The organism is Baaleninema simplex PCC 7105 (genome assembly GCF_000332355.1).
In the GTDB taxonomy this organism is placed as follows: domain Bacteria; phylum Cyanobacteriota; class Cyanobacteriia; order Cyanobacteriales; family Geitlerinemataceae; genus Baaleninema; species Baaleninema simplex.
In genome coordinates this window covers 2538065-2550646 of record NZ_KB235958.1, presented here as the reverse complement: position 1 = coordinate 2550646, position 12582 = coordinate 2538065, and the positions used below count along the sequence as shown (strand labels likewise).

12 protein-coding genes are annotated in these 12582 nt (G+C 53.8%); 4 read left to right on the top strand and 8 right to left on the bottom strand.

All coding sequences use genetic code 11. The features are described 5' to 3' along the window. Positions 1-193 precede the first annotated feature (193 nt). Both GEI7105_RS30390 and ilvN read right to left on the bottom strand, forming a co-directional pair. Positions 194-796 (bottom strand): GNAT family N-acetyltransferase, encoded by a 603-nt coding sequence (locus GEI7105_RS30390; RefSeq protein WP_051044144.1) that lies wholly within the window; start codon positions 794-796, stop codon positions 194-196. Further along, complete coding sequence (ilvN, locus tag GEI7105_RS0113250; RefSeq protein ID WP_017660939.1) at positions 793-1311, bottom strand: acetolactate synthase small subunit; 519 nt, start codon at positions 1309-1311, stop codon at positions 793-795. Before ilvN ends, GEI7105_RS30390 begins: the two co-directional genes overlap by 4 nt. Positions 1312-1409: 98 nt before the next feature. On the opposite strand from ilvN, the gene GEI7105_RS0113245 reads away from it, so the two are divergent. After that, positions 1410-1820, top strand: a complete 411-nt coding sequence (locus GEI7105_RS0113245) for a hypothetical protein (RefSeq protein WP_017660938.1) — start codon at positions 1410-1412, stop codon at positions 1818-1820. A gap of 101 nt (positions 1821-1921) precedes the next feature. On the opposite strand, the gene GEI7105_RS30385 is transcribed toward GEI7105_RS0113245, so the two are convergent. Continuing rightward, on the bottom strand, positions 1922-3319 hold the full coding sequence (locus GEI7105_RS30385; protein WP_144053792.1) for a cation:proton antiporter: 1398 nt from the start codon (positions 3317-3319) through the stop codon (positions 1922-1924). Between the two features lie 226 nt (positions 3320-3545). Here GEI7105_RS30385 and GEI7105_RS0113230 point away from each other — a divergent pair, with 226 nt between their 5' ends. Continuing rightward, complete coding sequence (locus tag GEI7105_RS0113230) at positions 3546-5681, top strand: transglycosylase SLT domain-containing protein (RefSeq protein WP_017660935.1); 2136 nt, start codon at positions 3546-3548, stop codon at positions 5679-5681. A gap of 133 nt (positions 5682-5814) precedes the next feature. Here the strand turns inward: GEI7105_RS0113230 and GEI7105_RS0113225 are convergent, their stop codons facing one another. Further along, on the bottom strand, positions 5815-6927 hold the full coding sequence (locus GEI7105_RS0113225; RefSeq protein WP_017660934.1) for a hypothetical protein: 1113 nt from the start codon (positions 6925-6927) through the stop codon (positions 5815-5817). A gap of 183 nt (positions 6928-7110) precedes the next feature. On the opposite strand from GEI7105_RS0113225, the gene GEI7105_RS0113220 reads away from it, so the two are divergent. Continuing rightward, positions 7111-8328, top strand: a complete 1218-nt coding sequence (locus tag GEI7105_RS0113220) for an RNA-guided endonuclease InsQ/TnpB family protein (protein WP_017660933.1) — start codon at positions 7111-7113, stop codon at positions 8326-8328. 35 nt (positions 8329-8363) lie between these two features. Here the strand turns inward: GEI7105_RS0113220 and GEI7105_RS0113215 are convergent, their stop codons facing one another. Both GEI7105_RS0113215 and psaK read right to left on the bottom strand, forming a co-directional pair. Next, positions 8364-9593, bottom strand: coding sequence for a site-2 protease family protein (locus GEI7105_RS0113215; RefSeq protein ID WP_017660932.1), 1230 nt, complete (start codon positions 9591-9593; stop codon positions 8364-8366). 235 nt (positions 9594-9828) lie between these two features. Beyond that, on the bottom strand, positions 9829-10095 hold the full coding sequence (psaK, locus tag GEI7105_RS0113210) for a photosystem I reaction center subunit PsaK (protein WP_017660931.1): 267 nt from the start codon (positions 10093-10095) through the stop codon (positions 9829-9831). A 171-nt stretch (positions 10096-10266) separates the two neighbouring features. On the opposite strand from psaK, the gene GEI7105_RS0113205 reads away from it, so the two are divergent. After that, a complete protein-coding gene (locus GEI7105_RS0113205; protein WP_017660930.1) occupies positions 10267-10980 on the top strand; it encodes a phosphoribosylanthranilate isomerase in 714 nt (237 codons plus the stop codon). 42 nt (positions 10981-11022) lie between these two features. Here the strand turns inward: GEI7105_RS0113205 and xseB are convergent, their stop codons facing one another. Next, positions 11023-11238 carry an exodeoxyribonuclease VII small subunit gene (gene xseB / locus GEI7105_RS0113200; protein WP_017660929.1) on the bottom strand — a complete coding sequence of 72 codons (216 nt, stop codon included), beginning with the start codon at positions 11236-11238 and terminating at the stop codon, positions 11023-11025. Between the two features lie 25 nt (positions 11239-11263). Next, the gene (gene xseA / locus GEI7105_RS0113195; RefSeq protein ID WP_026097638.1) at positions 11264-12493 is read right to left on the bottom strand and encodes an exodeoxyribonuclease VII large subunit; all 1230 of its coding nucleotides are present in this window, start codon (positions 12491-12493) and stop codon (positions 11264-11266) included. Positions 12494-12582 lie beyond the last annotated feature (89 nt).

Here is a 12582-nt window from a genome sequence, read left to right as displayed (position 1 = left end):
AAAGGGGGGCGAAGGGGGGATAGGGGGCTAAGGGGGGATGTGGTGAAGACTTCTTGAAACCCAGTTTATCGGAAACAGATTCCCCATAAGACGCTGATGGAGGTTGGCTCTCACAATTTTATATAGACCTGTCTGTCTACCTTTTTAGTATATAGACCTGTCTGTCGACTGTCGATAGTTCGATCGCAATCCTCTACGGGTCTGTATTTGAAAACCGCGAGCGAGCGAAAGCCGAGCGATCGCACCGATAGAGAACGTGACAAGACAGAGGATGAGTGTCTGCCAAGGCCGGATGTCGGAAGTCGTCGTTCGGATCGCGCGTCATCCCGATATTTTCCATAACCCGGCGAGATCGCCAGTTGTGTGGCACGGTAAACGAGACGATTTCCGAAAGCTGCAATCGCTCGAATCCCCAGGCCAGCGCAGCCCGTGCGCCTTCTGTCGCATACCCTCGCCCCCAATACTGCCTCCCCAGACGCCAGCCAATTTCCACACAGGGCGTAAAGTGCGCCTCAAAACGGGGAACGGACAACCCGATAAATCCCGCCAACGGGGTAAAATGGGGAATTTCCACCGCCCAAAAGCCAAATCCATGACGATCGAAGTGCGCTTCGATACGAGCGATCGATGCATCGCTTTGTTCGGGGGTTAACCGGCTTGGAAAATATTCCATCACCTGGGGATCGGCGTTTATGGCGGCAAAGGGAGTGCGATCGCTCGGACGCCACCGCCGTAAAATCAATCGTTCGGTTTTCAACGGCTCGAACCTGCGATCGCCCGTTCGTCTCGCACTCATACCTTTATTTCCGACAGCCGCAGAAACTCCGTATTCACCCCAGACTCGCGAATCAGAGCGATTTTACCAGTTCTCGCGACTTCGCGGATGCCGAATTTTTGCAAGACTTGAACGAACGCAACCATCTTACCGGGGTCGCCAACAACCTCGATAATCAGCGAATCGTCAGCCACGTCCACAATCCGGGCCCGAAAAATCTGGGCCAGTTCCACAATTTCCGATCGCGTCGTACTCGAGGCGTTCACCTTAATCAACATCAGTTCCCGTTCCACACAGGGAACGTCGGTGATGTCCTGAACCTTAATAACGTTAATCAGCTTGTAGAGTTGCTTGGTAATCTGCTCGATCACCTGGTCGTTGCCGTTGACGACCATCGTAATGCGAGAAATCCCGCCCTGCTCGGCCGATCCCACCGCCAAACTTTCGATATTGAAGCCCCGACGGGCGAACAGTCCAGCAATTCGGGTCAGCACCCCCGCCTCGTCTTCGACTAAAACTGAAAGCGTATGTTTCATTGTTTTTTGCTTAAGAATGCCATAGAGCCTGGATCGATACTTTTATCATATTGGCCGTATCGCCGCCGAAAAATAAAAACATTAGGAGAACTTTTTGTATGGGTTGGTTGAGTCGCATTTTTGGAAAAGAAGACGAGAAAACCGCTTACGAGTTTCCACCGATGCCCATTAAAGAAGCGGTCGAACGAGCTGGAGGAAAACTCGCTCAAGCTCCGATGGCTGCCGAAGCCTCCGACACGCCCTCCGAAGAGGGGACGCCAATTCCCCCGGAACGGGTGGGACTCGACGGTAAATACGACCAAAGCGGTCTGGCCAAGCGAGTGGTTCGAGCCTTCGATCTCGATTCCGATACAGACGATATCGAAACGGTATGGGTCGCGCAACTCGGCAGTAAGGTGGTGTTGAAAGGAACCGTCCCGTCTCGAGAGGTTCTCGACAATCTCGTGAGTATTGCCAGTCAAGTTGAAGGGGCGACTGACGTAGACAGTTCCCAAGTCCAAGTCGGGTAACGGGAGATGGGGAAACCCGATCGGTGAAGAGGGGAGATGGGAGAGTGAAGAGGGGTGACAGTTCAGAGTTCCTCTCGATCTCCCCTACTCCCCTGCTGTTTCTAACTTTGAACCTCTTCGACCGGTTTAGCCCCTCGTTCGAGAACGACTCGCAACAAGGGAGGAGCGAGGAAGGTGGTGATGATAACCATGACCACGATCGCCGCCTCTAAAGCTTCTGAGAGGGCCCCGCTGGCCGAACCGACCGCAGCAAAGACTAATCCCACTTCCCCTCGAGGAATCATCCCCACGCCGATCGCGAGTTTGTTGGTATCGGGTTGACCGAAGATCGTATATCCCGTAATGACTTTGCCGACGATCGCCACGACGATTAAAAACGTCGCGATAATTAAACCTTCACGGTTACTCGGTACGGCCGGATTGAGAACCGCCAAATCGGTACGGGCCCCGACGACGACGAAGAACACCGGAACCAGCATATCGGCCACGGGAATGACCTGTTCTTCAATTTCGTGTTGCTTCTCCGTTTCGCCGAGAATCAAACCAGCGGCGAAAGCACCTAAAATCGATTCCAGTTGAATCGCAGCGGCGACATAGGAGAACACGAACACCACGATCAGCGACGCGATCAATAGCGGACCGCGTGTTTTCAACTCTTTGACCAGAGCAATAAAATAAGGGGCTAACAGCCGTCCTAAGAGAATCGAACCGATGAGAAACACCCCAGCACTCACCGTCAGATAGAGGATGCCGGTCACTTGCACTTCTCCAGTTTTCACCAGGCTGGCAACGACGGCGAGGACGATAATTCCCAAAACATCGTCGAGAACTGCCGCCCCGATAATGATTTGACCTTCTTTAGAGCTGAGTTTGTTAATCTCCGCCAAAACTTTCGCCGTAATACCAATACTGGTGGCGGTGAGGGCTGCACCGGCGAAAATGGCGGGAATAGCAGCGACGTGAAAAATCGTCATCAGTCCGGCGGTTCCCATGGCAAAGGGGGCAGCCACCCCGACGACTGCGACGATCGCAGCTTGCGGTCCGTATTTGAGAAGTTCGCCGAGTTCGGATTCCAAGCCGATTTCAAACAGGAGGATAATCACCCCGAGTTCTGAGAGAACGCTAATTACCTCACTTTCTGCATGGAACGAGGCGGCTAAGGTTTCGGGTGTAATGTCGCTCGTGGCTTGAATGAAGCGAAATACGAGAGAATCGGTGGCTTCTGCTCCGGTTTCTGGAAAAACGATCAAATTAAACACAGAAACCCCCACGACGACGCCGCCGACGAGATCGCCGAGAACGGGGGGTAAATTCAGACGTGCGAAAATTTCGCCACCGAGTTTACTCGCCAGATAAATGACGACCAAACTTAAAAGAACGCCACCTAAAACTGTTGCACCGTCCGCTTCTGCTTCGAGTGTCGCTTCGGTTGTGGTCGCGAGAATTGTGGGAAAATCGCCCACACCGATTAGAAAGTTCAATGGGGGTGATAATGTCATCTTTAATCCAATGTCGAATCCGTTTTGTCACGATATACCTTGTTTAATGTACTAGGAATGGCGAGAAAATTGACAATTGAGAATTGACAATTGATAACGGATTGTTGTCGGATCGTCTCGTCATCTCCTTATCCAGTCGTCTCTTCATCGGGCGAACGGCGGCGATCGCCCTCGAGGGATTGCTACAATTTTCCAAGACAAAAAACTCTCTGGGGTAAGGCGATCGATGCTGAAACGACGGACAACGCGATGGGTTCTGGTCGCGGGACTGGGGGTCTGTGCTTTGTTGACGGGGGCGGTCGTCTCGAACATCCGCATTCCGGCGAGCAAGTCGAACGGTGAAGTAGCGATCGCTCTCGAAGACTCGACGGTTCTCCAAGCGTTGTTGCTTTCCCCGACCGAACGTCAGGCTAAACTGGTGGCGATCGCCGAGGGAACGCCGGGACTCGAGCGATCGCGGGCCCGCTACGTTTTGGCTGTGGAGGCGATCGCCGCCGACGACGCTCGAACGGCGTTGGCGTACCTCGAGAATTTGGAATCTGAATACCCGCGTTTGGCAGGATATGTATTGCTCCAACGAGCGCAGGCGCAACGACTGGCGGGAAACGCCGACGCCGCCACGGATACTCTGAAATCTCTCGTGTCGAATTTCCCCGACGATCTGGCGGCCGCCGAAGCCCTTTTCGAGTTAGGACAGTCTGAGGCGTCATATCTCGATCGCCTCTTGGCGGAGTTTCCGAGACATCCCCGCAGTGGGGAAATCGCCCTCGATCGCCTCGAGGCCAACCCGACGGATTTCGAGCTGTTAAAGCTGCTTTCGACCCATTTATACCTCAGAAACGTCACCGAACTGCTCGATCGCCTTGTAGACGCCCACAGTTCCCGCCTGACGCCGGAAGATTGGGAACGAGTCGCCTTCGGGTATTGGGAAAAAATCACCTACGGAAGCGCGGGGAAAGCTTACGCCAAAGCCCCTAAAACTGCCCGCAACCTCTATCGCACCGCCCGAGGGTTGGAACTCGGCGGTTACAAAACGGAAGCCCGTCAAGCCTACCGCCAGTTAGCCAGTCAGTTTCCCGAGGCTACCGAAACGGCTGAAGGGCTGTTGAAGCTGTCTCGACTCGTCGAAGCCGAAGATGCGATTCCCCTGCTCGATCGCGTCATTGCGGGATTTGGCGATCGCGCCGCCGAAGCGCTTTTCGAGCGATCGAAGGCGTTGGCGCAACTCAACAGTTCCACTTCGGCGCAACAAGCCCGTCAGTCAGTTTTGACGCAATACAGCCGTTCCGACACGGCTGCCGAAATACGCTGGGAAAACGCCCGAGAGCGAGCAAAATCGGGGAATTACGCCAAAGCCTGGGACTGGGCGCGTCAGATCGTCACGGAAAATCCCGATAGCGACCTCGCCCCGGAAGCGGCGTTTTGGGTGGGGAAATGGGCGCAGACTCTCAATAAACCCAACGATGCGCGAGCGGCGTTCGAGTACCTGTTGAAAACCTATCCCGAGTCTTATTATGCGTGGCGTTCGGCGTCGCTGCTGGGTTGGAACGTGGGAAACTTTACGACGGTGCGATCGATTTCTCCGGCGATCGCCAATTTGCAGAAACGTCCCGCTCTAACGGCGGGATCTCTCGCCACCCGAGAACTGCACGCTTTGGGGTTCGATCGCGCGGCTTGGAAGCGCTGGCAGGTGGAATTTCCCGATCCGATGGATCCCACGGTTGACGAGCAGTACACTGACGGCATTTTGCGTCAAAGTGTGGGAGATTACCTCGACAGCATTTTTATGTTGACGAGTTTAGGATGGCGCGACGATCCTGAAGAACTGGCGAGATATAAGGAATTAAAAGCCGATTTTGCCTATTGGTACGCTCTGTATCCATTTCCCTATCAGGAGTCGATTCTCAAGTGGTCGAAAGAGCGAGATCTCGATCCGTTGTTGACAGTGGCGTTAATTCGTCAGGAGTCGCGATTTATGCCTGAAATTCGCTCGATCGCCGATGCGGTGGGGTTGATGCAGGTTATCTACGAAACGGGGGAATGGATTGCGGAGAAAAGCGAGGAACCCGCCCCCGTAGATTTAGAAAATCCCGACGACAACATTCGGTTGGGGACGTTATATCTCGATTACACCCACGACGAATACAACAATAATACGTTATTTGCGCTCGCGAGTTACAATGCCGGTCCGGGCAACGTGGACGACTGGATCTCGCGATTTGGCTTTTCCGACCCGGATGTTTTCGTCTCTCAAATTCCGTTCCCCGAAACGAAGGGATATATTAGTTCGGTGATGGGGAATTATTGGAATTATTTGCGATTGTATAATCCTGAAATCAAGGCAAAATTAAATCGTTTGTAGAGGAGCAAAATTTACTACAGAGACACAGAAAACAGGAAGGTTTGTATTTCTGAAAAACGGATTTCAAACTAGAACCCCGGCATCTTGGAGATGCCGGGGTTCTGATGAAGCGAGATTGTTTTTTTATTCAATTTTACCGCTCGGCGAAGCGAAAGACCGTGTCGGCGAGGCGATCGCTAAATCCGACTAAAAACGACAAGACCAAAATAGTCGGATCGGCGAGGGGAAGTGGGGTTTCTGCTCCGATGCGATCGACCAACACCGACAATCCCGCCTCGACAATCAGATAGCTGGCACCACCGAATAAAATGCCCTGTATCGGGCGCATCCACATCCATTTTGCGGTTTCTCCGAGACGGCGAAATGGGCAGTGAATGAAGCGATAGACGATCGCCGCCAAACTCCCGAACAAACTCCACGCTAGCACGGGCCAGGGAACGCCGACGACGGGCAGTTTGCGATCGCCGAGAGATTCGACGAGAAAGCCGTCGCCCCACAGCCACACGAACAGGACGATAAAGCCCACAACACCCACAGCATAGACGATCGACAAGACGGTAATCGCCACGGGAACCGAGCGATCGTCGAGGATCAGGCGTTCGATAACCCGCTGACGCTGTTCGATTTCCAGCATCAAACCGAGGGTGGCTTGTCCGGCGTCGCTGAATAGATCTACGGCTTGATGAGACAGGGCTTCCGTCGGAAGTTGTCGAGCGAGACGTTCGATATCGGAGTACTGCATTTCGGCTTCGTTTTGCAGGGTGCGATCGCGCATTTGAGCGATCGAGGCGTGTAAGCCGCTGCGTTCTCCCGTCGCCCCGGACGCCAAATGCCAAAACAGGGCTTCGACGCTGCGCTGTTTGATGCGAATTCCGTTGTGAGTCGCCTGTAACTGCTTCCACAACTCGACGGTTTCGCCCTCACCTCCCTGTAACTGACGTTCGATCTCGTCGAGTTCGTCGAGATAGTCTCGAGTCGAGGCGCGAAAAGACTCCACCGAGGTATTTTCCGACGTTTGGCGGACACGAGTTTCCAGCGTCGCCGGTTCTCGCAGGGTGCTGAGATAGGCTAAGGCGGCTTCGACGGGAACCAGAGCGGTGGCGATCGCTCGCAGTTGGGTTAGCGTCGTCGAAAGGTTGGGAACGGTAGAGTCGGCGGTGGTGTTTTCCGGTTCTGAAGGGGTCGATCTCGATGCAAACCAAGGTTGACGGGTAGCTTCGGATTCCCAAAAATCGGCATTAGACATAAGACGAGGCCGTTACAGAAAAGGGAGCAAAGCCCACGTCTTTTAAGCGTGGGACGAACGCGTCGGAGCTTTTAAGCTCCGAGACCAAGTCGCCGCCGTTACAGGAATCTGCGTCCTGCGGCGGTGATAAAAAAAAGAAAGTCCAATTTTAGACTACAATCATTCGAGCATTCAGTCACAGTGATGCTCAACCTCACTTACCAGTACAAACTTGCGCTAACCAAGCAGCAGCAACAGACCTATGACGAGTGGCTAGAAACCTCTCGTCGGGTTTGGAACTATGCTTTAGCAGAGCGCAAAGACTGGTACAAGTCGAGAGCCTGTCCCATCGATCGATGCTCTCTTCGAGGTGAGTACATTATTCCCCCCGACGCGCCCCGACCCAGTTTTTCGAGTCAATGCAAAGCCTTAACCCAAGCTCGAAAAGTCTATCCCGAGTTAGCTTTGGCTCACGCTCAGATATCCCCCCAACCCCCCTTGGGAAGGGGGGCTACGGGGGGATTGCGACGTTTAGAAAAAGCCTTTGTCTCAATGTGGGAGAGAGGACACGGATTCCCCAGATTCAAGAAACCGGGGAGATTGCGCTCCCTGTTGTTCCCACAGTTGGGAAAAGACCCCGTTCGAGGAAATCGCGTCAAGCTCCCTGGAGTGGGATGGGTGAAGATGCGGCTCTCACGAGCGATTCCCGAAGGCTTCGTTGTCAAACAAGCCCAAGTGGTCAAGCGAGCTTCCGGGTGGTACGTGATGCTAACCCTTCAGTGCGAGATTGAAGTTCCCGACATCGTACCCCACGGGGAAGCGTTAGGAATTGACGTAGGATTGAGCAACTATCTGGCCACCTCTGCTGGTGAGTTAGTGCCAAGACCCCGATTCTTTGTAGACCTCCAGAGCAAGCTGAAATTGCTGCAACAGAGAGTGTCTCAAAAGGTTAAAGGGTCAAATAACTGGCGTAAAGCTCACCATAAGGTTGCCAAACTGCACGAATACATCCGCAACTGTCGTCAGGATTTCTTCTATAAGCTGGCTCACCGTCTCTGCGACGACGTGGGGATGGTGTTTGCAGAGAAACTCAACTTCAAAGCCTGGGCGAGAGGGATGTTCTCAAAGCATACCCTCGATGCGGCTCACGGTGAGTTTTTGAGGATCCTGAAGTGGGTGTGCTGGAAGCGCGGCGTCTTCTACGCGGAAGTGGACGCGAAGGGAACCAGCCAAATTTGTCCCAGTTGTGGTACGAATACAGGAAAAAAAGAGCTTTCAGTTCGCGTTCATCAGTGTCCTGAGTGTGGCTATACCACCGATCGGGATATAGCCGCCGCGCAGGTGGTCGTGCAGCGTGGACTTGCAGCCGTCGGGCAGACGGTCAAGATGTTTGGCGAGGGGTTAAGCGTTGGCTCCCCATAGACCCAAGAATCCCACGAATAGAATTCGTGGGAGTGTCAAGATTCGCTGTTCGTATTGGATGCAATATTGTGCAGGGGAAACCCAGAGGGATATTTCCCTTCCGTTTTGATGCGATCGATTTCGGCTTTGGGAACGCTCATCCCCAGTTTTTGGGCGACGATTTGTACGATATCGCCGCGATCGACAATTCCCGCAATAGCGTCGGCGGGTGTCAGAACCGTTAAATCTCGCAACTTGTGGCTTTCCATCACGGAAATTCCGTTGAGGAGGGGGGTGTTTTCGCGCACGGTGACGAGTTCTTCGAGGGGATGGGCGATGTCGGTGAGGGTTTGACGTTCCCACTCTTGGCGATCGATAAATCGCAAGTCGTCCACTTTCACGGCGCCGCGATATCGCCCTTCCGACGCGGCAAAATAGGGTTGGTGTTTGGCGTCGTGGCTGTCGTACAGTTCGCTGAGGAGATAGCGATCGGCAAACTCTCGAATCGTCAGGTGAGCGTCTACGACTCGGAAATGGCGAGTCATGGCTTCCGAAATGGGGGTGGTGGCGAGAACTTGTTGTACGGCGGTGACGCGATCGTAGGCGCTGGCGTTTTGCAGGACAAACCAGCCGAGTAACGCAATCCAGAGGCCGCCGCTATATCCGGTGAAGGTGAGAAACAGTCCGAAGGCGATCGCCGTTCCGCCGAGAAGCGATCCCGTTCGTGCTGCTGCTCGTACTGCTTTGAATCGATCGCCTGTCATTTTCCATACCAACGCTTTGAGAACTTGGCCGCCGTCGAGGGGCAATCCCGGTATCAGGTTAAACACGCACAAGACGAGGTTGATTTGCGCGAGGTTTTCCGTCAACACGCGGACGGGGGCGTTTCCGTCCGGTAGGAACGACGCCAGTAAGCTTAAAACGACGAAGAGGCCGAAACTGACAGACGGCCCGGCGATCGCCACTTGGAAGGCTTGAGCGGGGGTTTTCGATTCTCGATCGATCGCGGCAATTCCGCCGAACAAAAATAAAGTAATCGAGTTGACTTTAATGCCCTGAGATAGTGCGACTAAGCTATGGCCGAGTTCGTGTAACAACACTGACGCAAACAGCAAGATCGAGCTAGCAAATCCCGCACTGTAGGCTAACAATTCTCCCCACTCTGGATAAATTTCTTGCCACGCAATCCCTTTGGCCAGGGTAAATAGGGCAACGATAACCAGCCAGGAAGAGTGTACGTATAACGGAATTCCAAATAGCGATCCGACTCGCGCTCCTGATTGCATGAAACGTTCCTAAATTTGCTTGACGCCGTATCGATCGACCCCACACCACGCGCGGAACGCGCCCGTCAGGGGTATATTCTTATTTTAGTATCTTTTTCGAGGAGAGGTTTTGGCCGTGGCAGTTTCCAGGGGCGATCGCCGTTGGGAAAGTTTCGCGATCGCTAAAAAGGGGAAACGAGAGATCTTCGCTTCCCCTAACTCTGCAAAATTCCGTATTCAGGAGTCTGACGAGTGACTATAGCGCACCCGTTCCCCCCAAGCCCAGGATGATTCCCGCACCGAGGATATGCCCCAAACTCGCCGTGGCCAGAAGTTCCGCCCAACCAAAGCCTTCAAACAAACCGGGAACGTTGACCGGAAGGGCCGGGCCGACTCCGCGTTTTTGGATGGCAAAACGCCCGATGGCAACGGCAAATAAGTTACAAACAATCATAATAATGGCAACGTTCAACGACCAGGGCGACGTCAATCCTGTTGCAGCAGTAATTAAACCAGCATTCATCAAAACTTAACTCCAATTAAAAAATTTACAGAACGTTTCACGAAATTATAGAAATTATAAAGAGCGCTCCGACATTCTTCTGGAATTGTTTAAATTTTTAACACTTAATTAAATTTTTGATACGAATTGTTTTAAAATTGTCTCCGATATGATAGAAAGTCGAAAAATACAATGCGGGTGAAGATTTGCGGAATTACACGACCCAAACAGGGGTCAGCCATTGTCGAACTCGGGGCGACAGCGTTGGGGTTTATCTGCGTATCCGCATCGCCACGTTACGTTCCGATCGCCCGTATTGTTGAGATTTGCCGCACTCTGCCCGTTTGGGGAGCCGGGGAGCCGGAGAGCCAGGGAGCCAGGGAAATCGATCTGATTGGCGTGTTTGCTAAAACGAGCGTAGACGAGATTTGCCGCGTAGTGGAAGCGACGCCGCTGACGGGGGTACAACTTCACTCCGACGAATCCCCGGAATATTGCCAGCACGTGCGATCGCACCTTCCCCACGTCGAACTGATCAAAGCCTTTCGCGTTCGCAGAGCCAGCGATCTCGATCGCCTGTCCGACTACTGCGATGTCGTCGATGCAGTGTTGCTCGACGCCTACGATCCCCAACACCTGGGCGGAACGGGAAAAACCTTGAATTGGGAGAGTTTGCAGACTTTCCAGTTTCCCTGTCCCTGGTTTCTGGCGGGGGGACTCAACCCGAATAACGTTAACTTAGCCCTATCTCAGTTAACCCCCGACGGTATCGATTTGTCGAGTGGTGTAGAGCGATCGCCTGGAGATAAAGATATAGAGAAAGTCAAGCGGTTGTTCGAGGCGTTGCGCGATCGGTTCTTGGAGGGGGAGCAAGGGAGAGGGGGAGCAAGGGAGAGGGGGAGATGAGGTGAAAAGCTCTCATCATCTCATCACCGCATCATCTCACCATCACCTCACCCCATCATCTCCATCCTCGAGGGTTTCGACGGACAAATCTAACTGTTGCTGCTTTTCGTGGAGGAAGCGATCGCACTGGCTGAGTTGTTCGGTGGCGGTGGCGAACTGCTCGAACACCTCCTCGAGTTGCAAATCCCCCGATTCGATGCGAGTGATAATCGACTCGATATTATCCACCGTGGCTTCATAGTTCCAAGTTTCGCTCATTACAACCTCGCCGGAGTGCGTCAACTCAAGGATCGAGTTTCGTTACTTTCACCTTAACGCGACCTCGAGCCAGTTGAAGGGTCAGCACGCGGCCGATTTTCGTATCCGAAGGCGATCGCAGGATTTCGCCGTCGCTTCCTCGTACCACCGCGTACCCTCGCTGTAACACCGCTTGAGGATCGAGAACCGCCAGTTTCTCTCGCAATAACTGCTGATGGTGTCGCGCGTGCTGGAGGCGATGGCGAACCGCTTGGCGTAGTTGGCGATCGAGTCGTTCTAGGTGTTGGCGTTCTTGCTGGAGTTGACGGCGTACCGGAACCAAACTCAACCGTTGGCGCAGTTGCTGGATTTGCGATCGCGCCTGTTGAAGTTGCGCCACCACCGCTCGATTTAACCGAAACTGGCGATCGCGATGTTCGTCGCACAGCACCGCCAGTTCTGGAACCACCCGTTCCGCCGCCGCTGTAGGCGTATGAGCGCACCAATCCGCCACGAGATCGGCGAGAGATTCGTCTCGCTGGTGTCCGATTCCAGTGATGACGGGAATCGGACAGGTGGCGATCGCTCGAACCACCCGTTCGTCGTCGAAAGCGGCTAAATCTTCCGTCGCTCCTCCACCTCGCGCGAGAATTAACACTTGAGCGCGTCCGTCTCGACAGACGCGATCGATGGCGTGGACGATCGCCTCGGGAGCGCGATCGCCCTGAACTAACGTCGGCGATAACAACACTCGCAACCCCGGATAGCGGGAAGCGAGCGTGCGTTGAATATCTCCCCACGCCGCCGCTTGAGGCGAGGTGACGACGGCGATGGTGTGAGGATGGGGTGGGAGCGATCGCTTGCGTTCCTCATCAAACAGCCCTTCCGCTGCGAGGCGATTTCGCAACTGGCGGTAACGCAACGCCTGAAAACCCGCCCCGACGGGGAGAATTTGCCACACGCTCAGTTGATAGCGTCCCTGTTTGCGGAACAGGCCCACATTTCCCAAAATCAGCATTTGTTCGCCCTCCGTGGGAAACGCCGTCAGTTTTGCAATCTGACTTTTCCACACCACGCAGGTAATACTGCTGTTGTCGTCGGGATCGGCGAGGGTAAAGAAAATCCCGTAAGCGTGTTTTTTGGCACTCGAGACTTCCCCCAGCACCCACACGCCTCGCAATTGCGGGTCGTCTTGCAGCGTCGTTTGAATGTAGTCTGTCAGTCCAGCGACAGAAAGGGCGTTTTCGAGGAGTTGTGCTTGAGTGGAAGTCATCATGTTTTGGGAAAGGGAGAAAGGGAGAGGGGGAGAGGGGGAGCTGATAAGGCTATGACTTTTACTTAGGAGGTATCGAAAGCCAAAGAAGC

Excerpts from the sequence above, each read along its gene's own strand:
- psaK (WP_017660931.1), bottom strand. The coding sequence starts at position 10,095 with ATGAATGCTGGTTTAATTACTGCTGCAACAGGATTGACGTCGCCCTGG.
- GEI7105_RS0113215 (WP_017660932.1), bottom strand. The coding sequence starts at position 9,593 with ATGCAATCAGGAGCGCGAGTCGGATCGCTATTTGGAATTCCGTTATAC.
- xseB (WP_017660929.1), bottom strand. The coding sequence starts at position 11,238 with ATGAGCGAAACTTGGAACTATGAAGCCACGGTGGATAATATCGAGTCG.
- GEI7105_RS30390 (WP_051044144.1), bottom strand. The coding sequence starts at position 796 with ATGAGTGCGAGACGAACGGGCGATCGCAGGTTCGAGCCGTTGAAAACC.
- ilvN (WP_017660939.1), bottom strand. The coding sequence starts at position 1,311 with ATGAAACATACGCTTTCAGTTTTAGTCGAAGACGAGGCGGGGGTGCTG.
- GEI7105_RS0113230 (WP_017660935.1), top strand. The coding sequence starts at position 3,546 with ATGCTGAAACGACGGACAACGCGATGGGTTCTGGTCGCGGGACTGGGG.
- xseA (WP_026097638.1), bottom strand. The coding sequence starts at position 12,493 with ATGATGACTTCCACTCAAGCACAACTCCTCGAAAACGCCCTTTCTGTC.
- GEI7105_RS30385 (WP_144053792.1), bottom strand. The coding sequence starts at position 3,319 with ATGACATTATCACCCCCATTGAACTTTCTAATCGGTGTGGGCGATTTT.
- GEI7105_RS0113245 (WP_017660938.1), top strand. The coding sequence starts at position 1,410 with ATGGGTTGGTTGAGTCGCATTTTTGGAAAAGAAGACGAGAAAACCGCT.
- GEI7105_RS0113220 (WP_017660933.1), top strand. The coding sequence starts at position 7,111 with ATGCTCAACCTCACTTACCAGTACAAACTTGCGCTAACCAAGCAGCAG.
- GEI7105_RS0113205 (WP_017660930.1), top strand. The coding sequence starts at position 10,267 with ATGCGGGTGAAGATTTGCGGAATTACACGACCCAAACAGGGGTCAGCC.
- GEI7105_RS0113225 (WP_017660934.1), bottom strand. The coding sequence starts at position 6,927 with ATGTCTAATGCCGATTTTTGGGAATCCGAAGCTACCCGTCAACCTTGG.